Genomic DNA, 26,317 nt, shown 5'->3' with positions numbered 1-26,317 from the left:
TCAGCGCCGCCCCCGGGTGCGACGCTCGATCGTGGGCGGGTCCGGGAACGTCGGCCGGAACGCCAGTCCGGCGCTGGCGAACCCTGCGGTCGAGCTCAGCCGGACGGGTCCTCCACCGGTGACGGAGAACGACCAGATCGCCGGATCCGCCGAGCCGACGTCGCTCCCGGGTTCGAAGGGGACGAAGTTGTCCCCCGCGACGGCGACGGTCGAACCGTCGGAGCTCCAGGCGAGGCGGTCGATCCCGAGGTGCACCTGCCCGAGGTCCTGCAGCAGGTTCCCGCGGAGGTCGAGGACGACGACGTGCGGGTCCTCCGTGGGCCGGAAGTACGTCCCGGGATCAGGGACCACCGGAGTGCGGACCACGGCGACCGCGTCCCCGGACGGCGAGACCACGGGGAGTCGCTCAGCGAAACCTGGCGTCCCGACCCGTTGCGCCGCAGCGGTTGCGACGTCGATCTGAACGAGGTCCTGGCCGAACTCGTCGGACGTCGAGGCGATCACCGTCCGACCGTCACCGGAGAACGTCGGGGACTGCAGGCTGCGGGCGCCGGTCACCACCCGGGTGGCCCCGGTGTCCACGTCGGTGAGGTTGAGGTGGGGCCAGCCCGTCGAACCGCACGGGTCGCCGTCGCTGGACGACCACACGAGGTCGCGGCCGTCCCGCGAGAACTGCAGGTCGTAGGTCCCCACCGGCGTCGGGGTCAGCCGGCGGGTGCGACCCTCGGGCGAGACCAGGGTGATGTCGGCGGCGGGAACGGGTGGGTGGGTCGAGCAGTCGACGATCTCGCGGACGTCGGAGCGGGCGACGGCGAAGCTCCCGTCCGGTGCCGCAGCGACGTCCCCGAGGCTGGACCCGGCGAACAGGGTGCGACGACCGGTCCCGTCCGGTCGGGCGGAGTAGAGGGTCGTCGCGGTGTCGACGACGGAACCCGTCGGCTCCTGGAAACCGATCCACGCCAGGCGCGAGCCGTCGGCGGACCAGACCAGGTCGGCGATCCCACCCGGCGCGACGGTCCGGGGTTCCTGCGTCGCGGTGTCGAGGACCAGGAGCCGCTGCCGGACGTCGTCCCCGACCCACCCGGTGAACGCCAGTTCGTGCCCCGGGACCCGCGCGGTGGCGGGCAGGGGCGTGAGGACGAGGGCGGCGGTCACCGCCGCGGCACCGATCCACCGTGTGCGCACCCGACCACAGTGGCACAGCGCGGCGGTTCGCGGTGGAGTTCGACGACTCGACCCTGGGGGTCGTCCGGACGGGCGCGGCTCAGTCGCTGGTGGCGACGAGCTCCTCGAGGCGTACGTCGGGGTTGTCGCGTTCGAAGCTGCGGACGCGCCACTCGTCGGTGAACAGGGCGAACGTCCGGCCGTCGGCGTTGTGGACGACCTCGGTACCCCGGTGGGCGCGCAGCAGCGGGGCGTCCTCGGCGTCGATGATCCGGGCCGTCGTGTAGGGCAGTTCGGTGAACAGCACGGGCGAGCGGAACTCGTGGGTCATCCGGTACTGCACGACGTCGAACTGCAGGGCGCCGACCGCGCTGATGACGGGTTCGCCGTCCCCGCGGGAGTCGGAGGTCAGGACGCGCACGACCCCTTCCGCGTCGAGTTCGCGCAGGCCCTGTCGGAACTGCTTGCCGACGCGGAGGTCGGAGGGGCGGACGGTGCGGAAGTGCTCCGGGGCGAACACCGGCAGCGGCGGGTAGGCGATGCGGCCGTTCTCCGAGAGCGTGTCGCCCACGTTGACGTGGCGGGCGTTGACCAGGCCGATGACGTCACCGGGCCAGGCCACGTCCACCGTGGAGCGGTCCGCGCCGAACACCGTCTGCACGTGCTTGAGGACCATCGGCCGGCCGCTCTTGTCGTCGCGCACGGTCATGCCGCGGTGGAACACCCCGGAGTGGATGCGGGCGAACGCGAGCCGGTCGCGGTGGGCGGGGTTCATGCCGGTCTGGGTCTTGAAGACCTGCGCGCTGAAGCTCTCGGTCACGGCGTGGGTGTGCCCGGCGACGTCGTCCTGGTCGTGCGGGTGCGGGGCGACGTCGACGATCGCGTCGAGGACCTGACCGACGCCGGTGTTCGCGACCGCGGCGGTGAAGTACACCGGCGTCGTGCGGAACCCGAGGAACGCCTCCTCGTCGTGGTCGGCCTCGGTGGCCGTGAGCAGGTCGTGCTCGTCGAGGGCCTGCTGCCAGGACGCGCCCTCCAGGGCGGCCGCCTCCTCGCCGCTCATCCGCTGCTCGAGCGCGCGGGTGGCTCCACCGGGGGCCTTCGTGTACTTGACGTACTCGCCGGTTCCCCGCTCGAGGAGCCCGCGGAAGTCGCCCGCGATCCCGACGGGCCAGGTCATCGGCGTCGGCTTGAGCCCGGTCACGGACTCGACCTCGTCGAGCAGCTCGAGGGCCTCGCGGCCCGGCCGGTCCCACTTGTTGACGACCGTGATCACGGGCAGCCCGCGCTGCTTGCAGACGCCGAAGAGCTTGCGGGTCTGCACCTCCATGCCGCGGGCCGCGTCGACGAGCATGATCACGGCGTCCACGGCGGTCAGCGCGCGGTAGGTGTCCTCGGAGAAGTCCGCGTGACCGGGGGTGTCGACGACGTTGACGACCTGGTCGCGGTAGGAGAGCTGGAGCACGGCGGAGCTGATCGAGATCCCGCGCTGCTTCTCCATGTCCTGCCAGTCCGTCGCGACCCCCGCCCGGCCGGCCTTGCCGTGGACGTGGCCGGCCTCGCGGATGGCGTTGGCGTGCAGCGCGAGCGCCTCGGTCAGCGTCGACTTCCCGGCGTCGGGGTGGCTGATGACGGCGATGGTGCGACGTCGGGCCGCCTCGGCCACGATCTGCGCGGGGTTGACGTCGCTGATCTGTCCGGGGGTCTCGATGTCGGCGCTCACCCCTCCATCATCCCCGCTGCGCGGGCCTGGTCACGACGCGCCGGAGGGCACCGATGACTTCCGCGCGGCGATCGGGTCACCACGGGCAGCCCCTTCTCCGACGGCAGGAGCCCACCGTGTCGACACCCGAGGTCCCCTCGCCCCGCCTCGACCTGCGTTCCGGCCCGCAGCGGGTGTTCGCGCACCTGCTCGTGAGCAACGCGATCGTCAGCGTCGTGAACTACACGGTCCGGTTCGCCGTGACGTTCTGGGTGTTCCTCGCGACCCGCTCGGTCTTCGCGACCGGGACGATCGCGGGGATCTTCGTCGTGGCCACCGCCGCGACGGGGATCTGGTTCGGCAGCCTCGTCGACCACCACCGCAAGCGCTCGGTGCTGCAGGCCTCGGCGCTGGTCTCGGTCGCGGTCTACGGCGTGTGCCTGGCGGTGTACCTGGCGACCCCCGACGGGACGTTCTCCGACGTCGCGTCCTGGCAGCTGTGGGCCTTCGTGGTGCTGTGCGTGCTGGGGGTGGTGGCCGGCAACCCGCGCGGGATCGCCCTGCCCACGCTCGTCACGCTGCTGGTGCCCGCGGAGGTGCGCGACCGCGCGAACGGCCTCGTGGGGACGGTGACCGGCACCTCGATGCTCGTCACCTCCGTCATCAGCGGTGTCCTCGTCGCCTCCGGTGGCATGCTGCACGTCCTGCTGCTGGCGATCGTCGTGATCACCGCCTCGGTGCTGCACCTGGCCCGCGTGGAGGTGCCCGAGGACCGGACCGTCGACGCCGGGGCGTCCGGCGCCGGAGCCGGGGTCGACCTGCGCGGGACGTGGCGGCTGGTCCGGGGCGTCCCGGGACTCGTGCCGCTGATCGCCTTCAGCTGCTTCAACAACTTCATCGGCGGCGGGTTCATGGCCCTCATGGACGCCTACGGGCTGTCGCTGGTGTCGGTGCAGGTGTGGGGGCTGCTCTGGGGCGGGCTCAGCGCGCTGATGATCGTCGGGGGGCTGCTCGTCGCGCGTCTCGGTCTCGGCAGCCGCCCGGTGCGACTCCTGCTGCTGGTCAACCTGGTCTCGTGGACGGTGACGATGCTGTTTCCGCTGGCGTCCTCGATCGTGACGCTCACGCTGGCCATGGTCGTGTTCATGCTGCTCATGCCCTTCGCGGAGGCCGCCGAGCAGACGGTCCTGCAACGCGTGGTGCCCTACGAGCGCCAGGGCCGGGTGTTCGGGTTCGCCGCAGAGCGTCGAGCAGTCCGCCGCTCCCGTCACGGCGTTCCTCGTCGGTCCGATCACCCAGTTCCTCGTCGTCCCGTTCATGACCGACGGCGCGGGGGCGGAGGCGATCGGCGACTGGTTCGGAACCGGGCAGACCCGGGCGATCGCTCTGGTCTTCGTGGCCATCGGGCTGCTGGGTCTGGTCGCGACGGTGGTGGCCCTCCTCAGCCCGCAGTACCGCGCACTGGCGGCGTCCTCCTCGGCGGACAGCCCGGCGCAGCGATCCACGGCCGGACGGATGTGAGCCGCGTCACCGCGCTGCGGTCCGCCGCCGTTCGACCCACCGGAGCAGGGCCTCGCCCTGCACCCGCTGGAAGGAGCGCAACGTCGGCAACCCGGGCGGCGCCGGCTGCGCAGCGCGGCCGAGGAAGAACTCCGAGAACCCGTCCAGGACGGTCGTCAACACCTCGGGATCGACGTCGCGGGTGAGGGCGGACGTTGCGAGGACTCGCTCGGCGAGGTCCTCCTCGCCCAGCCGATCGACCTCGAAGAGCAGGGCGAGCAGGTCCAGCCAGGGCGGGCCGACGCAGGCGTGCGGCCAGTCGACCAGGACCGCACCTGCCTCGGTGATCAGGACGTTGTCGGCCCGGAGGTCGAGGTGGACGAGGGTGTCCCCGCCGAGGAGTTCCCGGGCGCTCCCGGGCAACTGCCCGGCCAGCGACTCGGTCGCCGTGGGCAGGTCCGGCACCGGACAGGGGGTCGCGGTGCGCGCGAGCCGCTCCAGCGCCACCACCACGAGGTCGAGGTCGTCGGGCCGCCAGGGCAGTTCCGGTTGCCGTCCGAGAACCTCGTCCAGGACGAGGACGTGGAAGTCCCCCACCCAGTGCGCACCGCGGAACCCCGGGGCGGGAACCCCGGCCGGGAGGGCGGCGGTGATCCTCGCCTCGCGTTCCTGCATGGCCGGGGTGTCGCTGTTCTGCGCGGGGCTCACGGCCTTGACGAAGGCTCGGGTCCCGTCCGCGGCGAGGACCCGGTCCGCCGACCCGGGCGAGAACCCCCCGGGCTGCGACTGCGCCGACACCACGGGCGAACCGAGAACCTCGGCGACGGTGGCGTGCACCGCTGCGGGCAGGTCGTTCCAGCGCAGTCGGTTTCCTCCGGACGCGTGCATGCCCACCAGGCTCTCGGAGCCTGGTGGTCATGTCCAGCGAGTTGCGCGGGTCAGACGGTCAGCGCGGTGTCCGCCCGCCGGACGACGAGGCCCGGCGCGTCGCCGGCCCCCGGGTCGTCGAGGTCGAAGCTGCGGCCGGCGACGTCGACCTCGACGGTGTCGCCGTCGCGGACCTCGCCGGACAGGATCGCCCGGGCGAGCTTGTCGCCGATCTCGCGCTGCACCAGGCGGCGCAACGGCCGCGCGCCGTAGGCGGGGTCGTAGCCGGTGATGGCCAGCCAGTCCTTCGCGGCGTCGGACACCTCGAGGGTGAGGCGACGGTCGGCCAGGCGGTCGGCCATCTTCTGCACCTGGATCTCGACGATCCGCGACAGTTCTTGCGTCGACAACGGGTCGAAGACCACGACGTCGTCCAGGCGGTTGAGGAACTCCGGCTTGAAGTTCTGCTGCACCGCGGTCATGACGGCGTCGTGCTTGGTCGCCTTCGAGAGTTCCGGATCCACCAGGTACTGCGACCCCAGGTTCGAGGTCAGCACCAGGATGACGTTGCGGAAGTCGACCGTGCGGCCCTGACCGTCGGTGAGGCGCCCGTCGTCGAGGACCTGGAGCAGGATGTCGAACACCTCCGGGTGCGCCTTCTCGACCTCGTCGAGCAGGACGACGGAGTACGGCCGACGGCGCACGGCCTCGGTGAGCTGCCCACCCTCCTCGTACCCGACGTAGCCCGGAGGGGCCCCGACGAGGCGGGCGACGGCGTGCTTCTCGGAGTACTCGCTCATGTCGATGCGGACCATGGCGCGTTCGTCGTCGAAGAGGAAGTCGGCGAGCGCCTTGGCGAGTTCCGTCTTCCCGACCCCGGTGGGTCCGAGGAACAGGAACGAGCCGGTCGGACGGTCGGGGTCGTTGACCCCGGCGCGTGAACGGCGGACGGCGTCGGAGACGGCCTGCACCGCAGTGCTCTGCCCGATGAGCCGGGCGCCGAGGAACTCCTCCATGCGCAGCAGCTTCGCGGTCTCGCCCTCGAGCAGCCGGCCGGCGGGGATGCCCGTCCAGCCGGCGATGACCTCGGCGATGTCGTCCGGTCCGACCTCGTCGGCGACCATCGGGGCGGTCCTGGAGACGTTCTCCTCGGCCGCCTGGGCGGTCTCGAGCTCACGTTCGAGGGCCGGGATGCGTCCGTAGAGGATCTCGCTGGCGCGGCCGAGGTCACCCTCGCGCTGCAGCCGCTCGGCCTGCGACCGGAGTTCGTCGACCTGGTGCTTGAGGTCGCCGACGCGGTTGAGCCCGGCCTTCTCCTGCTCCCAGCGGGCGGTGAGCGCGGTGAGTTGCTCCTGGCGGTCGGCGAGGTTCACGCGCAGCGTCTCGAGGCGTTCGCGGCTGGCCGCGTCGCCCTCCTTGGACAGCGCGAGTTCCTCCATCTTCATCCGGTCGACGGAGCGGCGGAGCTCGTCGATCTCGACGGGCGAGGAGTCGATCTCCATCCGCAGCCGGGACCCGGCCTCGTCGACGAGGTCGATGGCCTTGTCCGGCAGCTGCCGGCCGGTGATGTAGCGGTCGGAGAGCGTGGCGGCGGCGACCAGCGCGGCGTCGGAGATCGAGACCTTGTGGTGGGCCTCGTAGCGTTCCCGCAGGCCGCGCAGGATGCCGATGGTGTCGGGGACGGAGGGTTCGCCGACGAAGACCTGCTGGAAGCGTCGCTCGAGGGCGGGGTCCTTCTCGATGCGTTCGCGGTACTCGTCCAGCGTGGTCGCGCCGACGAGGCGGAGCTGGCCGCGGGCGAGCATGGGTTTGAGCATGTTGCCCGCGTCCATGGCGCCCTCGCCGGCGCCCGCGCCGACGACGGTGTGCAGTTCGTCGATGAACGTGACGACCTGTCCCCCGGAGTTCTGGATCTCCTGCAGGACGGCCTTGAGGCGTTCCTCGAACTCGCCGCGGTACTTCGCCCCGGCGACCATGCTGGCCAGGTCCAGGGAGATCAACCGCTTGCCGCGCAACGACTCGGGGACGTCCCCGGCGACGATGCGCTGGGCAAGGCCCTCGACGACGGCGGTCTTGCCGACGCCGGCCTCGCCGATGAGGACGGGGTTGTTCTTGGTGCGGCGCGAGAGCACCTGCACGACGCGGCGGATCTCGGCGTCACGGCCGATGACGGGGTCGAGGCGGCCCTCGCGGGCCTGCTCCGTGAGGTCGATGCCGTACTTCTCGAGGGACTTGTAGGTGCCCTCGGGGTCGGGCGAGGTGACCTTCGCCCCACCGCGGACGCTGGGCAGGGAGTCGAGCAGCGCGTCGCGCGTGGCGCCGACGGCCCGCAGGGCCTCACCGGCGGCGGACGTGGACGCGGCGGCGCCGAGCAGGAGGTGCTCGGTGGAGACGTAGGCGTCGTCGAGCGCGCGGGCCTCGTCGCCGGCGTCCTGCATGAGCTGCAGGGCGGGACGCGACAGCTGCGGCTGGCTGACGGACGAGCCGGACGCGCTGGGCAGCGACGCGAGCGCGCCCTCGACCCGGCGGGTGAGCAGGGCCTGGTCGGCCCCGACGGCGGCGAGCAGGTGACCGGCGACGCCGTTCTCCTGCTCGAGCAGCGCGGCGAGGACGTGCAGGGGTTCGACCTGTGCGTGACCCGCGGACGTGGACCGGCCGACGGCGTCGGCCAGGGCTTCCTGGGCGCGGGTGGTGAGCTTGAGGTCCACGGGCTACCTCCGGTCGTGAGGTGGGTGACTGACGTTGGGTACAACCATGCCAGAGTTGAGCTTGTTCCGCTCAACTCTCGTGTCGCGCCCCCCGGTGGTGATCGTTGGCTCCACGCTGTCGATGATCGACACCGTGGAGCCAACGATCACCACCCGGGCGACGACACGACGGGCCGTCCTGGCGGCGGGGGTCGCCCTCGCCACCGCGGCCTGCGACCGCGCGTCGACCCCCGCCGGCCCGCCCGCGACCTCACCCGCGACCTCTCCCGTGGCCCCGACGAGCGGCCCGCCGAGCTGGGACGACCTCGCCGGGAAGCTGCCGGGGGGCCTGCTCCGACCCGACGGGGCCGGCTGGAATCCCTCGGCCCTGCTCTACAACCCCCGCTTCACGGCCGCCCCGCAGGCTGTGGCCCCCGTCCGCACCGCCGACGACGTCGCGGCCTGCGTCCGGTTCGCGGCCGAGTCCCGGACCCCGCTGCGGCTGCGCTGCGGCGGTCACTCCTACGGGGGCTGGTCCGCCGACGCGGGCCTCGTCGTGGACCTGGCGGCGCTGAACTCCGTCGAGGTGTCGGCCGACGGGACGAGGGCGACCGTCGGGGCGGGCGCCACCCTCATCGACGTCTACTCGCAGTTGGGTTCCCGGGGTCTCGCGATCGGCGCCGGGTCGTGTCCCACGGTGGGCGTCAGCGGGCTCACCCTGGGCGGCGGGGTCGGCGTGCTGGCCCCCTCGTTCGGGCTCACCTGCGACCAGCTCCGCTCCGCGACGGTCGTCACCGCGGACGGGAAGCAGCAGACCGTCGACGGGGACGACGACCTGTTCTGGGCGCTGCGCGGCGGCGGCCCCGGACTGGCCGCGGTGACGTCGTGGGAGTTCGCGCTGCGTCCCGCTCCCGACGTGGAGGTGTTCTTCCTGCGGTGGTCGTGGGAACGCGCGGCCGACGTCCTCGCCGCCTGGCAGGCGTGGCTGCCGGACGCACCGCGGGAACTGTGGTCCACGTGCAAGCTCCTCGCGAACCCCGACGACGGCGACCGGGTGCAGGTCTCCGGGGCGTGGACCGGGTCGGCCTCCCTGGACACCGCCCTCGCGGGACTCCTCGGCCGCCTCCCCGCGCCCGCCGCGAACACCCACCGCCGTCTCGACTACGCCGCGGCGATGGCCTACGAGGCGGGGTGTTCCGGGCTGGACGCGGCGGCGTGCACGACGAAGGCCCTCGACGGCGACCACCGGCAACCCTTCGCCGCGACCTCCTCGATGCTCGGCCGGGAACTCCCGGACGCCGGGGTCCAGGCGGGAGTCGCTGCGGTGCAGGCGGTCATCGACGCACCACCGGCCGGTCTGGTCGAGGCCGGGATGTCGTTCGACGCCCTCGGGGGGGCGGTGGCCGACGTCGCCCCCGACGCCACGGCGTTCCCCTGGCGCACCGCCCTCGCCACCGTCCAGCACACCGCCACCTGGACGGGACGGCAGGACGCCGCGGGTTTCGACGCCGTGGTCGCCGGGACCCGTGCGGCGCTGAGCCGGTGGACCGGGAACGCGGCCTACGTGAACTACGCCGACGCCGGGCTCCCCGACCGGGCGACGGCCTGCTGGGGCGACAACCTCGCCCGCCTGCGAGAGGTGCGGAAGACGGTCGACCCCGACGGCGTCTTCGCCTCACCCGGCACGGGAGACTGAAGCCGCCGTCGCGGCAGAGCGGGGACGCTCAGGAGATGTCGCACCCGGCGTGGTCGACGTACTGCTCGGCGTCGGCGAAGACGGCGTCGGAGACGCTCGGGGCCCCACCGGCGACGATGATCAAGCAGGGACGGATGCGCGCGAGCTCGGCCCGGGTCGCGGCGGGCAGGCTGTCGCGTTCGGTCAGCAGCACGGGACCGAACCCCGAGAAGGTGTTACCCAGGGCGAGGGCGTCGGGGAACGAGGTCCCGGAGGCGAGAAACACCGCGGACGTGGTGTCGTGGTCCCAGCCGCCCAGGGCGGAGATCTGGGCCGCGGTCTCGTAGCGGTCCGCGCCGGAGACGCGGAGGTTGCCGGCCGCCGTCTGCGACGACTTGGTCTCGACGCTGCGCAGAGTGTCGGCCGAGAGGGTGCGCGCGTGGCGGTCGGTCTGCGGGGCGTCGGTGGCGGAGGCCGCGCTCGCGGAGGCGACCGCGACGGCGGCGAGGCCGACGGCGGCGATCGAGGCGAGGGTCTTGGTGCGCATGGTCGGTTCTCCAGACGAGGTGGGGCCCGACGGGGTGGTCACCGCCGGTCCCGCAAGGTTTGCGGACCGGGGTCCCGGCCGACCACGATCCGCCACCGGGCAGCCGCCGAACGAGGAGCAGGTTCACCTGTCCTCGCCATCGAGACCCGCCTGGAGTCACCTGTGAAGCACAGCGAGTAGCCGACCGGCACTACCTGCAGCCGGTGGCACGACGGGTTGGGTTCGGGTGTCGACGCGCCGGGGCGCTCGCCCCGGTAGGTACCGACGTCCGGAACGGAACGCGACGATGAGCACCACCCCGTCGACCACGCTGGTCCCCACCCGCCTGGCGGTGCACAGCACGGGGGCGGCCCGACGGCGGCGTCGTGGCACAGCACGTTCGTGGAACTCCTGAGCCGTTGCCTCGACGACGCGCGACGGCACAGCGCCGCGGAAACCCTGAGGTCCTTCGTCGTCGGACGGAGCGACCTCGGCGACGAACTGCACCGACGCCCGGGTCCACGGCGCCCGCACCCTGGTCCCCGTGGAACGACCGGAGGAGTTCAGCGCGGGGCTGCGCGGTCGCGCCGTCCTGCGGCCGACTCGGCAGGATGGCCGGGTGAGCCCCCGCGAACTCGTCGTCCTCGGCACCGCCGGGCAGGCACCCACCAGGACCCGCAACCACAACGGGTACCTGCTGCGCTGGGACGGCACCTCGATCCTCTTCGACCCCGGCGAAGGCATCCAGCGTCAGATGCTGCACGCCGAGGTCTCCGCACCCCGCATCGAGCGGATCTGCGTGACCCACCGCCACAACGACCACTGCCTGGGCATCCCCGGCGTCCTGAACCGGATGGCCCAGGACGGACCGGGACGTGCGGTGACCCTGCACGGGCCGGTCGACGCGTTCGAGCACCTCCACGCGCTCGCCGTCGTCGCCGACGCGCACGTGGCGGTCACCGTCGAGGGGGTTCCCACCCTGGACGAGCCCGTCGACGTGGCCGAGGTCGCGGGGTGCCGGTTGACCGCGCAGGCCCTGGACCACCGGGTCCCCACGATCGGCTACCGGTTGGCCGAACCCGCGGGCCGGTCCTTCGACGCCGACGCCCTCGCCGCCGCGGGGATCAGCGGTCGCGACGTCGGGGAACTGGCACGACGGGGTGAACTCCGCGGGGTCCGCCTCGGCGACGTCTCCGTGGAACGCCCCGGGCAGGTGTTCGGCTTCGTGATGGACACCCGCCTCTGCCCGGCCGTCGAGGAGGTCGTCCGCGACGCCGACCTCGCCGTCCTGGAGTGCACGTACGCCGACCGCGACACCGACCTGGCCCTCAGCCGGGGGCACCTGACCGCCCGTCAGGCCGGGCTCGCCGCCGCCCGTGCCGGAGTGCGCACGCTGGTGCTGGCGCACTTCTCGCAGCGCTACCCCGACCTGGAGGAACTCGGACTCGAAGCCCGGGCCGCGATCGCGGAGGTCGGAGCCGGGACGACGGTCCACGTCGCCCGCGACCTCGACGTCGTCGCGGTACCGCCCCGACGTCACCCTGCGCCGGCGTCCCGGGCGTCGTAGCGTCGGGGCGTGAGCCAGCCGACGTTCGACCCCGCCGACCCGCCCGTCCCCGAGCTCGAGGAGGACGAGGACGTGCCGCCCCGTCCCGAGGAGGAGGCCGCCGACGCCGGCGAGGTTCCCTGAGCCGGGGCCGCTGGGGGTGCCGGGTGAGCGCCTGTGCGAGGCCGGGTGGCCCTCGAAGGCCCCACTGGTTCCCCGTCGTCCTCCCGCAGGACGGACCGGACGCGGGAAGCCCACCGCCGGGTGGCGATGGGCTCCCTCGATGGCCTGGGTCGGTCAGGCGGTGACCGTCTCCAGCTTCCCGTGCGTCGCGCGGACCTGGGGAACCCGGAGGAACTGCACCAGGACGAACGCGACGGCGTAGAGGCCGACGAAGGACCACACGACGGCCTGGTTGCTGCCACCGAGCTGCAGCACCACCCACACGACGGCGGATCCGAGGAACGTCGCCCCACCGGCGGCGGTGGTGTACATCGCCATCGCGGCACCCTTGTGGTCGGGGGCGAGTGCGGGCATGATCGCGCCCATCGGCACGAAACCGGCGAGGAGCATCCCGAAGACGCAGCCGGCGAGGACGGACAGGACGTAACCCCAGGTGCTGCCGGCGGGAACCAGCTGCGGCACGTACCACCAGAGCACGAGACCGCAGGCGGATCCGACGATCCCGAACCACTGAACGGTGCGCTGCCAGCCGATCCTGTCCCCGATCGCGCCGAACATGGCGTTCACCAGGATGTTCGTCGCGTAGACGCACACGGTCATGACCAGCCAGCGGGACTGGCCCCAGCCGCGTTCGGTGGCGATGACGGCCGGCAGGACGATGAACATCCCGAACTCGGGCGCGGTGTTGATGAGTCGCACCAGGAACCCCATGCCGACCTTGGGTTGCCGGAACGCCAGACGGACGCCCGAGGTCAGGACCTGTGCGGCTGACTCCTCCGCCGGGGCGATCCGCTGGTTCCCGCGCGGGTCGCGGACGCCGAGCCAGGCGATGAGGAACCCGATGACCACGAGGCCGATCGAGGCGACCATCGCGCCCGTCTCACCCGGGGTGCCGCCACCGAACAGCGGGATCGCCCCGACGGCGAACAGCGAGCCCAGCGTCGGCAGACCACCGGTGAACGCGACGTAGAACCAGCCGACGGCCGCGCCGTTGCGTTCCGGCCGGGTGGTGATGTTCACCCACACCAGGAACGCGAAGGCGAAGAGCGGGAACCCGAACCCCCGGACGGCGTAGGCGGCCGCGGCCAGCGGGAAGCTCTCCGCCTGCAGGGCGAGCAGGAACAGCACCTCGAACACGACCCAGACGACGAAACCCAGCGCCATGACCCGGCGCGGCCCGAACAGGTCGGACAGGGCCCCGGACACGTAGCTGCCGACGAGGACGCAGAGGCTGTAGTAGGTGATGATGCTCGCGACGGCGCTCTCCGGTCGATCGAGCACGTCGACCAGGTGCGGGGTCAGGAAGTTCGACTCGACGCCGTTGCCGGTCATGAAGACCAGGACCCCGACGAAACCCCAGCGGAGGACCGGGGGGATGCCCAGTCGCTGCAGCCGGCCCTCCGGCGGCGCGGCGGTCGTGCTCTGCGGGGTCACGACAACCCCGGGACGATGGACACCTTGACGGAGTTCGCCGAGTCGGCCACGAGGTCGAGTCCCTTCTGGAACTCTTCCAGCGGCAGCTGGTGGGAGCAGATCTCGTCCAGCGGCAGCCGGCCCGAGGCGATGAGCTTGAGCGCGGCGGGCCAGGTGTTCTGCCCGAGGTGGGCCCCCAGGACGTTCAGTTCCTTGTCGTCGCTGATGATCGACCAGTCGACCGACACCGGGTCCTTGAACACCGAGTACTCGACGAAGGTCCCGAGCTTGCGCAACAGGTTCAGGCCCTGCGCCACCGCCGACGGGTGACCGGTCCCCTCGATGTAGACGTCGGCACCGTAGCCGTCGGTGAGGTCCTTGACGGTCTGGACCACGTCGACCTCAGTGATGTTCAGGGTGAGGTCGGCCCCGCACTTCTTCGCCAGTTCCAGCTTCTGCGGCAGCGCGTCGAGGGCGATGATGCGCTTCGGGAACTTCGCGGCCGCACCGGCGATCATGCCGAGGCCGATCGGGCCGCAGCCGGCGATGACGACGGTGTCGTCGAAGCGGATGTTCGCCCGCTCGACGGCGTGCAGCGCGCAGGACAGCGGTTCGGCGTAGGCGACCTGCCACGGCGGGAGGTCCGAGGGCGCCTTGTGGACCAGCGCCTCCTTCGGCAGGACCATGTACTCGGCCATGGCGCCCGGGGTGCGGCGCTTGAACCCGAACATGTCGTGCGGCTGGCACATGTGGTAGTTGCCGGTGTTGCAGTAGCGGCAGTTCCAGCACGGGACGATCTGCTCGGCGACGACGCGGTCACCTTCCGACACGCCCCACCGGGCGGTCGCCTCGGCGTCGATCCCGACGACGCGGCCGGTGAACTCGTGTCCGGGGACGACCCCGGTCTCGGTCCACGCCGGGCGGTTCTCGTCGCCCCAGAACTTCGCGGCGCCGTGGTAGCACTTCAGGTCGCTGGCGCAGATGCCGACGGCCTCGACCTTCAGCAGGATCTCCCCCGGTCCCGCGACCGGGACGGGGATCTCCTCGAGGCGGTAGTCCTCCGGTCCATGCACCACGACGGCTCGCATGGTCTGTGGTTCAGTGCCGGTCATCAGCTGCTCCCTCGCAGAGTCCGTCGACCCCTCACGGGTCCGTCCTGTCCCGACCCTAGGACCGGCCAGCACAGATGTCCAGCACACATGTGCACGGCCGACTCGAGCGCCCTCCCCGCCGCTGGGTAGCGTGGCGGCCGACACAGGAGGTGGGGGCGTGGTCAAGGGACCCAAGGGAGACAGCCGGTTCCCACTGGCGCTGGCGCACACCGCCGCGACGCTCTACTACCTGCAGGACGCGACCCAGGCCGAGATCGCGGAGCGACTGGGCACGTCCCGCGCGACCGTGAGCCGTCTGCTGCAGGAGGCGCGGGACCGGGGACTGGTCCGCATCGAGGTGCTGCCGCTCCCCCGGGAGGACCCCGACGACCTCGCGGAACGGCTGCGCACGGCCCTCGGGCTGGAGGGGGTCTGGCTGTCGCCCGCCACCACGACCCAGCACGTGGCCGAGGCCGTCTCGCCCGTCCTGGCCGTCCTGCTCGCCGGCCTCGGCCTCGTCGCCGGGGACGTGCTCCTGGTCTCCTCGGGGCGGACCGCCTACGAGATCGCCCGACGCGAACTGCCCGCGTTGCCGGGCGTCGTCGTGGCCCCGATGGTCGGCGGCCAGGACGAGGCCGAGGCCTGGTACCAGACCAACGAGATCACCCGTCGCGTCGCCGCCGCCGTGGGCGGGACCCCGCGGTTCCTGCACGCTCCCGCGTTCCCGGGGCGCGGGCTGCGGCGCAGCCTGGTCGCCGACCCGGAGTTCAAGCGGTTCACCGCGCTCTGGGAGAGCGCCCGGTGCGCGGTCATGGGTGTGGGTGCCCCTCCGCTGCAGCGCGACTCGATCCCGAGCTTCGTCCCCACCGCGGAGACCCCGTTGCGCGACGCCGTCGGCGACGTCGCCTCCCGCTTCTACGACGCGCACGGCGTGGAGATCTCCTACGACGGCGCCGACCGCCTCATCGCGATCCCGCTCGACGTGCTGCGGGCCGTCCCGCACCGCATCGCCGTCGTCTACGGGGCGGTGAAGGTGCCGAGCGTCCTCGCCGGCGCCCGCGGCGGCTTCTTCAACCACCTCGTCACCGACCCGGCGACGGCCGCCAAGCTCCTCACGGCGGCGTGAGACCCCACGCGTCCCGGTCGTCGTCGGCGAGCCGTTCCAGCACCGCCGCGAGCTGGTCGCTGCGCAGGTAGGAGGGGTTGCTCCCCGCCGCCATCCGGATCACCTCCGCCGCGCGGAACCGGCCGTCGGCGAGCAGCGCGGACCGCTCGACCGGCGCTCTGAGGGGCAAGAGGTCGAGCTCCACCCGGTCGTCGTCGCCCGGGACCCCCGCGAGCCGTCCCACCGCCGCGACCCCTGGGTCGCGCGCTCCGCTCACCCACAGCAGGCACGGCTGCCCGGCGGCCATCAGGCCGAGCCGGTAGCTCGGGCGCAGGCAGCGCCGCACCGCCTGCCATCCCGTCGGCTCCAGCTCCGCGGGCCGACCCGCGGACTTCACCAGCCAGCAGGCCACGTCGTCGTTCGACAGCCGGCGCACCCGCTCATCGTGGCCGAGGTCCGCCGAGGTCGCCCGCCCGAGCGGCGAGGGCCCGCGCCGCGAACGTCCCCAGCCAGTGAGTGCTGGCGTAGCCGTCGGCGGACAACGCCTCCAGGCCCCGCCCGAGGTGCACGTCGGCGGCCCCGGAGAGGACGCCCCGCCTCGAGTCGGTCGGGTCCAGCGCGGCGGCCAGGTCCGCCAGGGCGGCCGCGCGCGAGAGGTTCAGCCCGTCGAGGTGGCCGAGGCGGCCGTCCAACCGGTCGGGCACCGCGACCGGTTCGAGCAGGGTCCGGGGTTCCCCCTGCGCCAGTCCCGGCCAGAACCCCTGCAGCCACGGCGGGAACTCCTCGGCGGGGAGCAACCGTCGCACCAGGTCGGCCTCGGCCAGACCCGGCGAGAGGAAGTCCTCTCCCGACGGTTCCCAGGTCAGGGGGGCGTCCCGGTCGGGCAGGAACCAGTCCGTGGCCGTGGCGCGCACGGCGTCGGCCAGGTCGTCCCGGCCCAGCACGGGAGCCGCGTCGAGGAGCAGGCCGAGCGAGAACGCGGAGTTCGCGTGGGTTCCGGCGCGCACCGGACGCCCCGCCCGCGGCAGCCAGTCGAGGACGAGGTCGGCGACGGCGTCGGCCGCGGGGCGCAGCGCCGATCCCCAGGCGGGGTTCGCACCGGTCCAGGCCCGGCACTGCGCGGAGAGGGTCACCAGCCAGGCCCAGCCGTAGGGCCGTTCGAAACCCGGCGACGTCACCAGGGCGAGGGTCTCGCGTTCGAGGTCGGCCGCGGTGAGGTGGTCGTCGAGAACGGCCCGCACCGCCTCGACGTCGATCTCCTCGGGGTGGTGCTCGAGGAGGAACACCAGCAGCCAGTGCGTGTGCACGGCGGAGTGCCAGTCGTAGCACCCGTGGAAGGCCGGGTGCGCCGCCCTCGGCCGGACCAGGTCCCCGGGACCCCGGAGTTCCGTCCCCGGCGCGTGGGGGAACTCCCGCCGCACGTTCGCCACGGCCGTCCGGGCCAACCGCCCGGCGAGCGGGGCGAGCATCAGAAGGCCAGGAAGTACATCAGGACGACGTTCGCGACGAGCAGCGGGACGGCCGTCGGGATCTGCTGCCGGATCACGGCGTAGTTGCTCCTGAGTTCCAGCAACGCCACGGGGACGACGTTGAAGTTCGCGGCCATCGGGGTGCAGAGCGTCCCGCAGTACCCCGACAGCATCCCGATCGCGAACACCACCGGCGGGTTCCCGCCCATGGCCTCGACGAGCACCGGGTAGCCGATCGCCGCGGTGAGCACCGGGAAGGCCGCGAAGGCGTTGCCCATGACGACGGTGAACACCGCCATGCCGACGCAGTAGAGGATCACCGCCGGCAGCAGCGCGCCGTCCGGCAGGACGGCCGAGACCGTGGTGCCGATGGCGTCCCCGACCCCGGCGGTCGCGAACACGAGCCCGAGCACCGACAGCAACTGCGGCAGGACGAGGGCCCAGCCGAGGTCCTCGGTGAGGCGACGTCCTTCGGTCAGGGCGAGGGCCGGCGTCCGTTGCCGGAACAACCACATCCCGACCGGGACCGCGATGATCCCCGCCGCGGCGAGACCGATGACGGTCTCGCTGCCGCTCTGGAGCAACGGCTGACCGCCGACGGTGATGTCCTTGCCCACCGTGGCGCACAACGCGGTCACGACCGGGATGATGAGGACCGGGACGAAGAGACGGTTCCCGAACCGGGCGGCGAGCACCTCGCGCGTCGCGAGCAGCGTCGTCCCCGCACGACCGGCCGGGGAAGCGGGGCCGTCGACGACCGCGGCCGTCCCTCCGCCCGCGGCGGACCCGCTGCGCGCCAACCGACCCGTCCCCGCGATCGCGGCGATGGCGACGATCGCGAGTCCGAGCGGCCACCCCGGCGCGGTCTGCGCCACGACGAACGAGCTGTAGGGGAAGCAGAGGCCGAGCAACGCCCAGAACGCGCCGCTCGTGGCCCGACGGGGGTTGCTCCGGTCGCGGGCGACGAGGGCGCCGACGACGAGGAAGAAGAACCCCATCACCCAGTAGAACCACTCGACGCGGATCACCCCGCCACCTCCGACGTCCCGAACTTCGCCATCTCCCGGGCCAGCCCCCGGTCGGTGAGCAGGCTGCGGGTGCCGTGGACCAGCAGCGCCACCACCGCGGTCGGGATCGCCCAGAGCGCCAGCTGCAGGGGTTCGAGCGTGTAGCCGTAGGTCGTGTCGACGAAGGAGGTGATCAGCAGCACGGCACCGACGGCGACGAAGATGTCCTCACCGAAGAACGCGCCCACGTTGTCGGTGCTGGCCGCGAACGCGCGGATGCGCTGCGAGACCGCGTCGGGGAGGGGCCCGAACCGGCGGACGGCCGCGGCCTCGGCCATCGGCGCGACCAGCGGCCGGACGGTCTGGGCGTGGCCGCCGATGCTCATCAGGCCGATGGCCGCGGTGACCTGGCGGATCACGAAGTAGCCCGCGAGGATCCCGCCCGTGCTCAGCCGGGACATCTTCGACACCAGCCGCCGGGCCTGTTCCTGCAGACCGTTGCGTTCCACCATCCCGATCACGGGGAGGACGAGCAGGAAGATGCTGACGGACCGGGAACCGGCGAAACCGGTCCCGAACGCGTTCAGCACCTCGACGGGGGTCATCCCGCCGAGGAAACCGGTCACGAGACCGGCGACGGTGACGACGAGCATGGGGTTGAGCCGCAGGGCGAAACCCGCGACCACGACGAGGATTCCGAGGAGAACGAGCACTTCCGCGCCTTTCCGGAGGACGAACGGGAGGTCGAGTGTTCCCGGCGACGCTAGGGATCGTTCAACGATCGCGCAAGGGGTACGGTCGGACCAGTTTCCGCAGGCAACTCCCGGTCGAGCCCCCGAGGTGACGTCGACATGCCCACCACCAACCACACCCCCCACGACAGTCCGTCCCGTCCGCTCCCGCCGACGGTGGAGGAATCCCGGCTCACCGCCCCGGTCGCCGAGCAGGTCCTCACCGCGTCCGGGTTCTCGACGCTCGTGGCGGAGTTCACGGCCGCCATGGGAACGGCGAGCACCCTCGACGCCCTCCACACCGTCGTGCGCGACCACGGCACCCGACTGTGGGAGAGCGCCGTCCGGCGGGCGGGGAACCGACCGGGTTCCGACGGTCTGGACCCCTACGACGACCGCCCGCTGTACTGGGCCCGCACCGCGTCGGGTTCAGTGCTGCGCAGCCTCGACAACGACGTCCTGGAGGTCCAGCACCAGCGCCTCGCCCTGCTGCACGTCCTGGACCGGACCTCCCGCGGCATCGACCGCCCGCTCTGGCCGGGAGCCGCCGCAGGGGACCTGCGCGTCGCGGTGAGCGGTTTCGACCCCTACGGCCTCGACGCCGACGTCCGGCACTCCAACCCGTCCGGATGCGCTGCGCTGCAGCTGGACGGCGCGACCTTCGACACCCCGGCGGGGCGTGTCGTCGTCCGGTCCGTCGTGCTCCCGGTGAACTACGGCGACTTCGACCAGGGGATCGTCGAAGACGCCTTCGGCCCGGCCCTGCTCGCGGGAGCGGACCTGATCACCACGATCAGCATGACCAGCCGCGGGCGGATGGACGTGGAGAAGTGGGCGGCGAACGCCCGCGGCGGCACCCCGGACAACAGCCGCGACCAGCACTTCGGGCCGGTGGGCCGCGCCGCCCGCTGGGCCCAGCCCAATCAGAACCCCGAGTGGATCGGGACGACCCTGCCGCACGCGGCGATGGTCGCGGCCGGCACCGGCCCCTGGCCCGTCGTGCTGAAGCAGGGGATCCGGGAGTGGCCTGCCGGGTCGTTCCCCGACCCCGCGGCGCTGCGCTCGAACCCCGACCCCTCGCCCGGCAGCACCGCGGCGGCCGGGACGGGCGGCGACTACCTCAGCAACGAGAGCATGTACCGCTCGAACCGGTTGCGGCTCGCCCTCGGGGCGGACGACGTCCCCGGCGGCCACCTGCACGTCTCGGCGATCGTCGACCCCGCTGACCCCGCGGCGATCACCGACGCCGCGTTCGAGGAGGACCGCCGCGCGGTCGTCGACCAGACGATCGCGCTGGTCCGTGCCGCGGCCGAGGCCGTTCAGGCGGAGCGGCGGTCGCGGTAGGCCTGCAGCACGCGCCCTTCGGCCTCGTCGAGGTAGCTGCGCAACTCCCTGGCCGCCGCGACGCCACCGCGTTCGAGCAGGGTGTCCAGGACGACGTGGTTGCGCGCGAGGTACGAGCCGTGGAAGTCCTCGGGGGAACCGACGACGTGGAAGGCGAGACGCATCTCGTTCCAGATGCTCTGCATGAGTCCTTCGATGCGGACGCTGCCCAGTGCGGTCAGGGCCCGGTGGAAGTCGATGTCGGCGGTACCGACCCCGATCCAGTCCCCCGCCGCGGCGAGGCGCTCGGCGCGCTCGAGGGTCTCGGCGACGTCGGCGAGGCCGTCGGTGCGCCGGCCGTGGTCGCGGACGGCGGCGCACTCCACGAGTCGCCGGGCGTCGTAGAGCTCGTGGACGTCCTGTTCGCTGGGGACGCGGACGAACACCCCGCGGTTGAGCTCGTGGACCACCAGCCGTTCCTCGGCCAGCATCCGGAACGACTCCCGCAGCGTGTTCCGCGAGACCTCGAAGGCCGTGCAGAGCTCGGGTTCGGACAACCGCGAGCCCACGCCGTAGCTGCCGTCGAGGATCCCGTCCCGCACCAGGTCGGCGACCCGGTGCGCGCGACCGGAGCGGTCCTGGGGTTCCACGTCGTGGACGGTACCAGCGGGACCTCTTGCGGAATCGTTGAACGATCGGCAGGATCGCTCCGTGGCCACCATCGATCTGAACGCCGACGTCGGCGAAGGCTTCGGCCGTTGGGAGCTCGGCGACGACGACGCGGTCCTCGCCACGGTGACCAGCGCCAACGTGGCCTGCGGGTTCCACGCCGGGGACCCCGCCACCATGACCCGCACCGTGGCGAGCGCGAAGGAGCGCGGGGTCCGCATCGGCGCCCACGTCTCCTACCGCGACCTCGCCGGGTTCGGCCGGCGCTACGTCGACGCGAGCGAGGACGAACTCACCGGGGACGTCGTCTACCAGCTCGGCGCCCTGTCCGGCGTCGCCCGCACGCTCGGCGCGCAGGTCGACTACGTGAAACCCCACGGCGCCCTCTACAACACCATCGCCCACGACGAACGGCACGCCCGCGCGGTCATCACCGCGCTGCTCAGCTTCGACGCGTCCCTCCCCCTCGTCGGCCTCGCCGGGTCACCGCTGCTGGAGCGGGCCCGTGCCGCGGGACTCACGGTCGTCGCCGAGGCGTTCGCCGACCGGGCCTACACCCCCGAGGGGAACCTCCTCTCCCGACGTGTTCCCGGGGCCGTGCTGCACGACCCGCAGGAGATCGCCGACCGGATGGTGCGGTGGGTGAGCGACGGGACCATCACGGCCGTGGACGGTTCCGAGGTGCCCATCGCGGCCGAGTCCATCTGCGTCCACGGCGACTCACCCGGCGCGGTCGAGATGGCCCGGGCCGTGCGCAGCGGACTCGAGGGTGCGGGCGTCACCGTCCGCGCCTTCGCCGGTTGACCGTGCGGTTCCTCCCCTGCGGGTCCGACGGCCTCCTCGTCGAGGTCGCCGACCTCGACGAAGCCCTCGCCCTGCACGCCTCGCTGACCGCCGGGCCCCCGCCCGGGACGACGGAACTCGTCCCCGCCGCGCGCACCGTCCTCATCCGCTTCCAGCCCCTGCTGACGAGTGCCGCCACCCTGGCCGCCGCGGTGCGCGACCGGTCCCTGTCCCGTGGCGCGACAGCGACCGGAACCCTCGTCGAGATCCCCGTGCACTACGACGGCGAAGACCTCGCCGAGGTGGCCCGGACGTGCGGGATCGACGTCCCCGACCTCGTCCGCCGGCACACCGCCGCGACCTGGACGGTGGCGTTCACGGGTTTCGCGCCGGGTTTCGCCTACCTCGCCGGTGACGACCCCGTCCTCGACGTCCCCCGCCGCGGGACGCCCCGGACGACCATCCCCGCCGGGTCCGTCGCCCTCGCCGGCCGGTTCGGCGGGATCTACCCCCGGGCCAGTCCGGGGGGCTGGCGGTTGCTGGGACGGACGTCGGCCACGACGTGGGACGTCGGGCGAGCCGAACCGGCCCTGCTGCGGCCGGGCATGCGCGTCCGGTTCGTCGAGACCCCCGAGCCGCCCGTCCCCGCGGTGCCCCCACCGGTGCGGTGCGAACCCGTCGAGGCGCCGTTCCTCGAGGTCGTGGCCCCGGGAGCGCAGACCCTCGTCCAGGACCTCGGCCGTCCCGGCCGGTCCGCGGAAGGCCTCTCCCGGTCCGGTGCGCTGGACCGCGCCGCGCTGCGCCGGGCGAACCGCCTCGTCGGGAACGCACCGGACCTCGCCGCCCTCGAGGTCGTCGCCGGGGGGTTGCGGGTCCGGGCCCACGGACGCCTCGTCCTCGCCTCGACCGGCGCCCCCGCGGAACTCACCGTCACGACCCCGACCGCGACGTTCCCGGTCGCCGCGGACCGAGCGTTCGCCCTCGACGCGGGCGAGGAACTCCTCGTCGGGAGTCCCGCCCGTGGGCTGCGGTCGGTCCTGGCCGTGCGGGGCGGTCTCGCGGTCACGCCCGTCCTGGGCAGCCGCTCCACCGACCTCCTCTCCGGTACCGGACCGGACCCGGTGCGGGCCGGGAACCACCTGCCCGTCGGCCCCTCGCCCCGGAGTCCGGTCACCCTGGGGACCACTGCGGTGCAGGAGCTCCCCGCCGGCGGGGACGTGGTGGAGATCGACGTGCAGCTCGGCCCGCGCGACGACTGGTTCACGACCGGGGCGCTCGACCGCTTCGCCAGCCAGGAGTGGACGGTCACCCCGCGTTCCAACCGGGTCGGCCTGCGTCTCGACGGAGAACCCCTGGAGCGCCGGGTGCCGGGCGAACTGCCCAGCGAGGGAACGGTTCCCGGTGCGATCCAGGTCCCGCCGGACGGGCGGCCCGTCGTGTTCGGCGCCGACCACCCCGTCACCGGCGGCTACCCGGTCATCGCCTGCGTGGCCGCCCACCACCTCGACCTGCTCGCGCAGGTCCCTCCGGGGGCCCGCATGCGTTTCCGCCCCACGACACCAGGAGGAACGTCGGCGTGAAGAAGGTCCTCATCGCCAACCGCGGCGAGATCGCGGTCCGCATCGCCCGCGGCTGCGCCGACTACGGCATCGCCTCCGTCGCGGTCTACGCCGACGCCGACGCCGACGCGCTGCACGTCCGCACCGCCACCGAGGCGTGGGCGCTGCCCGGGACCACCCCCGCGCAGACCTACCTCGACGCGGCGAAGCTCCTCGCGGTGGCGCGCGCCAGCGGTGCCGACGCCGTCCACCCCGGGTACGGGTTCCTCTCCGAGGACGCGGGGTTCGCCCGCGCCGTCGAGGACGCCGGGCTCACGTGGATCGGTCCGACCCCCGACACGATTGAACGGCTCGGCGACAAGACCGCCGCCCGCGAGATCGCCCGCTCGGTGGGCGCACCGCTGGCCGCGGGCACCCCCGGGCCGGTGTCCGGGGTCGAGGAGGTCCTGGCGTTCGCGCGCGAGCACGGGCTGCCCCTGGTCGTGAAGGCCGCGTTCGGCGGTGGCGGTCGGGGGATGCGCGTCGTGCACGACCTCGAGGAGGTCCCCGAGGCCTACGACTCCGCCGTCCGCGAGGCCGTGGCCGCGTTCGGACGCGGTGAGTGCTTCGTCGAGCAGTACCTGGAACGCCCGCGACACGTCGAGGCACAGGTCGTGGGTGACGGCCGTGGGAGCGTCGTGGTCGTCGGCACCCGCGACTGCTCGGTCCAGCGACGCAACCAGAAACTCGTCGAGGAGGCCCCGGCACCGTTCCTCACCGCGGCGCAGCACGAGGCCGTCGTGACTGCGGCGCAGAAGATCTGCGCCGCGGTCGACTACCGCGGCGCGGGGACGGTGGAGTTCCTCGTCGGGGCGGGTGGGGTGGTCTCGTTCCTCGAGGTGAACACCCGCCTGCAGGTGGAGCACCCGGTCACCGAGGCTACCACGGGGATCGACCTGGTGCGCCAGCAGTTCCTCGTCGCCGACGGCCTGCCGCTGGAGGTCGCGAAGACCCCCGCACCCCGCGGGCACGCGTTCGAGTTCCGCCTCAACGCCGAGGACCCGGGCCGGGGTTTCCTGCCCACCCCCGGCGCGGTGGAACGTCTCGACCTGCCCGGCGGTCCAGGGGTCCGCGTCGACAGCGGGGTCACGACGGGTTCCGTCGTGGCCCCGGCGTTCGACTCGCTGGTGGCGAAGCTCGTCGTCCACGGCCGCGACCGTCGGCACGCGCTGCGCCGGGCCCGCCAGGCGTTGGCGGAACTGCGCCTCGACGGTTTCCCGACCGTCGCGGGTTTCCACCGCCGACTCCTGGAGGACCCCGCGTTCACCGACGACTTCGCGGTGCACACGCGCTGGATCGAGACCGAGTGCGACTGGCTCGGCGACCTCGCCGCGGACCGACCGCTTCCCCCCTCCGACGACGCGGTGGTCCGCACCTGGGTGGAACTCGACGGCCGGCGGTTCACCCTCGCCCTGCCCGCGGGTCTCGCTCAGGCGAACCCGGCACCCGTCGCCCCGCGAGCGGTGACCGACGACGCCGTGTTGAGCGCTCCGGTCGGCGGCAGCCTGGTGGGCTGGGACGTCGTCGACGGCCAGGAGGTCCGGGTGGGTGAGCACCTCGGCGCGATCGAGGCCATGAAGATGGAGACCCCGCTGCTCGCCCACCGCGCGGGCCGGATCCAGCTGACCGCGACACCGGGCCGGCAGTTCCCTGAGGGGGCCGAACTCGCCCGGATCGGGTGAGGGCTCAGCGCCGGGTGCGGCGTTCCAGCGCCGACAACTGGTGCTGGAGGTCCGCCGTCACCTCGTGCAGGCGGCGGTAGGCCGGGTAGAGCTCGGCGTAGACCTCGGCGGCCACGGGATCGGGTTCGGTGACCGATTCGACGCGGTTCCAGGTGGCGTCCACGTCGACGGCGCCGAGGGCGACCGCGGCGAACTTCGCGTCACCCAGGGCGGCCCCGACCCGTTCGGCGGGGAGTTCCTGGCGCAGGCCGGTGACGTCGGTGACGATCTGCGGCCACAACGGGGATCCCGTCCCGCCCCCGACGGCGACCACGCGGCGGATGTCGACGCCCGCGTCCCGCATCACGTCGAGGTTGTGCCGCACCCCGTAGGCGGTCGCCTCGAGCAGCGCCCGGTCGACCTCGCCGCGGGTGCTGCGCAACGTCAGGCCCAGCAACGCGCCTCGGGCGTCGGCGTCCGCGAACGGTGTGCGCTCGCCGGCGAAGTAGGGCAACGCCAGCAGCCCGTGGGAACCCGGCGGTACGGCGGCGGCCTCGGCGACGAGGTCCGTCACGTCGGGTGAACCGCTCGTCTCCCGCCACCACTCGACGGCGCTGCCGGAACTCGCCATGCCCGCGGCCAGGGTGTCCTGCCCCGGCCGGACCCCGGCCGTCCCCCACAGCGCGGGGTGGACCCGGGGGCCGTCGGTGACGGCGATGAAGAACGTCGTGGAGCCGTACATGACCATCAGGTCCCCGGGCCGGCCGACGTCGACGCTCTCCGCCTCCGCCCACGCGTCGCAGGTGCCGGCCGCCACCGGCGTGCCGAGCGGGATCCCGGTCACCGCGGACGCCGCGGCCGTCACGGTGCCGATCCGTTCGGAGGGCCAGACGAGCCGAGGCATGGGCAGACCCTCGGCGACCTCTTCGCAGCGGTCCTCGATCCAGGCCGCCTCGTGGCGGTCGTAGAGCGGGGTCGTCTGGCTGGCGGAGTGCTGGTCCAGGACGTACTCGCCGGTGAGCTTGAAGGCGAGGTAGGAGTTCGACATGAAGAAGTGGCGCGCCCGGGCGAACACGTCGGGTTCGTGGCGGCGCAGCCACTCCAGCTTCCCGCCGGCGGCCTGGGTGGACATCGTGGAACCGCAGCGGCGCAACAGGTCCTCGGCGCCGTAGCGCTCCTCGAGGTCGGCGGCCTCCTGGACGGAGCGGGTGTCGACGCCGTAGAGGATCGCGGGACGCAACGGGCGCCCGTGCTCGTCGGCGAGGAGGACCGTGGGGCCGATGCCGCTGGCGCCGACGGCCACCACCCGGCCGTGGGCGACGTCGGTCGGGTCAGCGGCGCGGGCCGTGAGTTCGCGGGAGACGGCGCAGAAGTCGTCCCACCACACGGCGTCGGCGTCGTGCTCGACGTAGCCGGGGCGGGGGTTGTCGGTCCGGTGCCGGCGCGAGGCACGGGCCAGGACCCGTCCATCGAGGGTCGTCAGCACGCCCTTGCTGCTGCCGGTGCCGATGTCGACCCCGAGCATGAGATCCCGCTGCACCGTCCACGCCTCCCTGCGCCGATCCTGCGCCGCATCCTGTCACCCGGGGACGGGAGTCAGGACGCGGCGCCGGGCCG

The 26,317-nt window shown here is 73.0% G+C and carries 20 protein-coding genes and 1 pseudogene; 8 read left to right on the top strand and 13 right to left on the bottom strand.

What is annotated here, in order from left to right; genetic code table 11:
• Both SJY07_RS15860 and SJY07_RS15855 read right to left on the bottom strand, forming a co-directional pair.
• Positions 1-1,185, bottom strand: a complete 1,185-nt coding sequence (locus SJY07_RS15860) for a TolB family protein (protein ID WP_380160415.1) — start codon at positions 1,183-1,185, stop codon at positions 1-3.
• A 79-nt stretch (positions 1,186-1,264) separates the two neighbouring features.
• Entirely contained in the window at positions 1,265-2,887 is a 1,623-nt protein-coding gene (locus tag SJY07_RS15855; RefSeq protein WP_380160413.1) for a peptide chain release factor 3, read from the bottom strand.
• Between the two features lie 53 nt (positions 2,888-2,940).
• Between SJY07_RS15855 and SJY07_RS15850 the strand changes: the two are divergent.
• Positions 2,941-4,044, top strand: a pseudogene (locus SJY07_RS15850) (MFS transporter); the annotation flags it as partial.
• 349 nt (positions 4,045-4,393) lie between these two features.
• Here SJY07_RS15850 and SJY07_RS15845 read toward each other — a convergent pair.
• Complete coding sequence (locus tag SJY07_RS15845) at positions 4,394-5,254, bottom strand: phosphotransferase family protein (RefSeq protein WP_380160412.1); 861 nt, start codon at positions 5,252-5,254, stop codon at positions 4,394-4,396.
• Between the two features lie 50 nt (positions 5,255-5,304).
• Complete coding sequence (gene clpB, locus SJY07_RS15840; RefSeq protein ID WP_380160410.1) at positions 5,305-7,941, bottom strand: ATP-dependent chaperone ClpB; 2,637 nt, start codon at positions 7,939-7,941, stop codon at positions 5,305-5,307.
• Between the two features lie 133 nt (positions 7,942-8,074).
• Between clpB and SJY07_RS15835 the strand changes: the two genes are divergently transcribed.
• On the top strand, positions 8,075-9,616 hold the full coding sequence (locus SJY07_RS15835) for an FAD-binding oxidoreductase (RefSeq protein WP_380160408.1): 1,542 nt from the start codon (positions 8,075-8,077) through the stop codon (positions 9,614-9,616).
• Positions 9,617-9,644: 28 nt separating this feature from the next.
• Here the strand turns inward: SJY07_RS15835 and SJY07_RS15830 are convergent, their stop codons facing one another.
• Entirely contained in the window at positions 9,645-10,142 is a 498-nt protein-coding gene (locus tag SJY07_RS15830; RefSeq protein WP_328293274.1) for a cell wall-binding repeat-containing protein, read from the bottom strand.
• Between the two features lie 598 nt (positions 10,143-10,740).
• Between SJY07_RS15830 and SJY07_RS15825 the strand changes: the two genes are divergently transcribed.
• Entirely contained in the window at positions 10,741-11,688 is a 948-nt protein-coding gene (locus tag SJY07_RS15825; protein WP_328293275.1) for a ribonuclease Z, read from the top strand.
• Between the two features lie 276 nt (positions 11,689-11,964).
• Here the strand turns inward: SJY07_RS15825 and SJY07_RS15820 are convergent, their stop codons facing one another.
• Positions 11,965-13,284, bottom strand: coding sequence for an MFS transporter (locus SJY07_RS15820; protein ID WP_380160405.1), 1,320 nt, complete (start codon positions 13,282-13,284; stop codon positions 11,965-11,967).
• Entirely contained in the window at positions 13,281-14,375 is a 1,095-nt protein-coding gene (locus SJY07_RS15815; protein ID WP_328293277.1) for an alcohol dehydrogenase catalytic domain-containing protein, read from the bottom strand. The genes SJY07_RS15820 and SJY07_RS15815 overlap by 4 nt, the downstream gene beginning before the upstream one ends.
• A gap of 157 nt (positions 14,376-14,532) precedes the next feature.
• Between SJY07_RS15815 and SJY07_RS15810 the strand changes: the two genes are divergently transcribed.
• Entirely contained in the window at positions 14,533-15,480 is a 948-nt protein-coding gene (locus SJY07_RS15810; RefSeq protein WP_328293278.1) for a sugar-binding domain-containing protein, read from the top strand.
• On the opposite strand, the gene SJY07_RS15805 is transcribed toward SJY07_RS15810, so the two are convergent.
• From SJY07_RS15805 to SJY07_RS15790, 4 genes are read right to left on the bottom strand one after another with little or no spacing between them, the layout of a single operon-like run.
• Entirely contained in the window at positions 15,467-15,895 is a 429-nt protein-coding gene (locus SJY07_RS15805; RefSeq protein WP_380160402.1) for a hypothetical protein, read from the bottom strand. The genes SJY07_RS15810 and SJY07_RS15805 overlap by 14 nt on opposite strands.
• A 4-nt stretch (positions 15,896-15,899) precedes the next feature.
• Positions 15,900-16,928: a DUF2891 domain-containing protein gene (locus tag SJY07_RS15800; protein WP_380160400.1), complete on the bottom strand. Its 1,029-nt coding sequence runs from the start codon at positions 16,926-16,928 to the stop codon at positions 15,900-15,902.
• Positions 16,928-17,956 (bottom strand): DUF979 domain-containing protein, encoded by a 1,029-nt coding sequence (locus tag SJY07_RS15795; RefSeq protein ID WP_328293281.1) that lies wholly within the window; start codon positions 17,954-17,956, stop codon positions 16,928-16,930. The genes SJY07_RS15800 and SJY07_RS15795 overlap by 1 nt, the downstream gene beginning before the upstream one ends.
• Positions 17,953-18,648, bottom strand: coding sequence for a DUF969 domain-containing protein (locus SJY07_RS15790; protein ID WP_328293282.1), 696 nt, complete (start codon positions 18,646-18,648; stop codon positions 17,953-17,955). Before SJY07_RS15790 ends, SJY07_RS15795 begins: the two co-directional genes overlap by 4 nt.
• 138 nt (positions 18,649-18,786) lie before the next feature.
• Here SJY07_RS15790 and SJY07_RS15785 point away from each other — a divergent pair, with 138 nt between their 5' ends.
• Entirely contained in the window at positions 18,787-20,010 is a 1,224-nt protein-coding gene (locus tag SJY07_RS15785) for a hypothetical protein (RefSeq protein ID WP_380160397.1), read from the top strand.
• Here SJY07_RS15785 and SJY07_RS15780 read toward each other — a convergent pair.
• Entirely contained in the window at positions 19,986-20,639 is a 654-nt protein-coding gene (locus SJY07_RS15780) for a GntR family transcriptional regulator (protein WP_328293284.1), read from the bottom strand. The two genes, SJY07_RS15785 and SJY07_RS15780, sit on opposite strands and share 25 nt — an antisense overlap.
• Before the next feature lie 61 nt (positions 20,640-20,700).
• Between SJY07_RS15780 and SJY07_RS15775 the strand changes: the two genes are divergently transcribed.
• Genes SJY07_RS15775 through SJY07_RS15765 form a run of 3 tightly spaced genes read left to right on the top strand, consistent with a single transcriptional unit; the run spans position 20,701 to position 24,721 of the window.
• Complete coding sequence (locus SJY07_RS15775) at positions 20,701-21,462, top strand: LamB/YcsF family protein (protein ID WP_380160394.1); 762 nt, start codon at positions 20,701-20,703, stop codon at positions 21,460-21,462.
• A 2-nt stretch (positions 21,463-21,464) separates the two neighbouring features.
• On the top strand, positions 21,465-23,021 hold the full coding sequence (locus SJY07_RS15770; protein ID WP_380160392.1) for a 5-oxoprolinase/urea amidolyase family protein: 1,557 nt from the start codon (positions 21,465-21,467) through the stop codon (positions 23,019-23,021).
• Positions 23,018-24,721: an acetyl/propionyl/methylcrotonyl-CoA carboxylase subunit alpha gene (locus SJY07_RS15765; RefSeq protein WP_380160390.1), complete on the top strand. Its 1,704-nt coding sequence runs from the start codon at positions 23,018-23,020 to the stop codon at positions 24,719-24,721. Before SJY07_RS15770 ends, SJY07_RS15765 begins: the two co-directional genes overlap by 4 nt.
• 4 nt (positions 24,722-24,725) lie before the next feature.
• Here the strand turns inward: SJY07_RS15765 and SJY07_RS15760 are convergent, their stop codons facing one another.
• A complete protein-coding gene (locus SJY07_RS15760; RefSeq protein WP_380162351.1) occupies positions 24,726-26,225 on the bottom strand; it encodes an FGGY-family carbohydrate kinase in 1,500 nt (499 codons plus the stop codon).
• Positions 26,226-26,317: the final 92 nt, after the last annotated feature.

Origin of the sequence: Kineococcus sp. R86509 (assembly GCF_042466365.1) — a bacterium.
Lineage (GTDB): Bacteria > Actinomycetota > Actinomycetes > Actinomycetales > Kineococcaceae > Kineococcus.
This window is presented reverse-complemented; position numbering and strand designations above follow the sequence as displayed.

Coding starts and splice junctions, on each gene's coding strand:
- SJY07_RS15845 (WP_380160412.1), bottom strand. CDS start 5,254: ATGCACGCGTCCGGAGGAAACCGACTGCGCTGGAACGACCTGCCCGCA.
- SJY07_RS15830 (WP_328293274.1), bottom strand. CDS start 10,142: ATGCGCACCAAGACCCTCGCCTCGATCGCCGCCGTCGGCCTCGCCGCC.
- SJY07_RS15815 (WP_328293277.1), bottom strand. CDS start 14,375: ATGACCGGCACTGAACCACAGACCATGCGAGCCGTCGTGGTGCATGGA.
- SJY07_RS15800 (WP_380160400.1), bottom strand. CDS start 16,928: ATGCTCGCCCCGCTCGCCGGGCGGTTGGCCCGGACGGCCGTGGCGAAC.
- SJY07_RS15785 (WP_380160397.1), top strand. CDS start 18,787: ATGCCCACCACCAACCACACCCCCCACGACAGTCCGTCCCGTCCGCTC.
- SJY07_RS15760 (WP_380162351.1), bottom strand. CDS start 26,225: ATGCTCGGGGTCGACATCGGCACCGGCAGCAGCAAGGGCGTGCTGACG.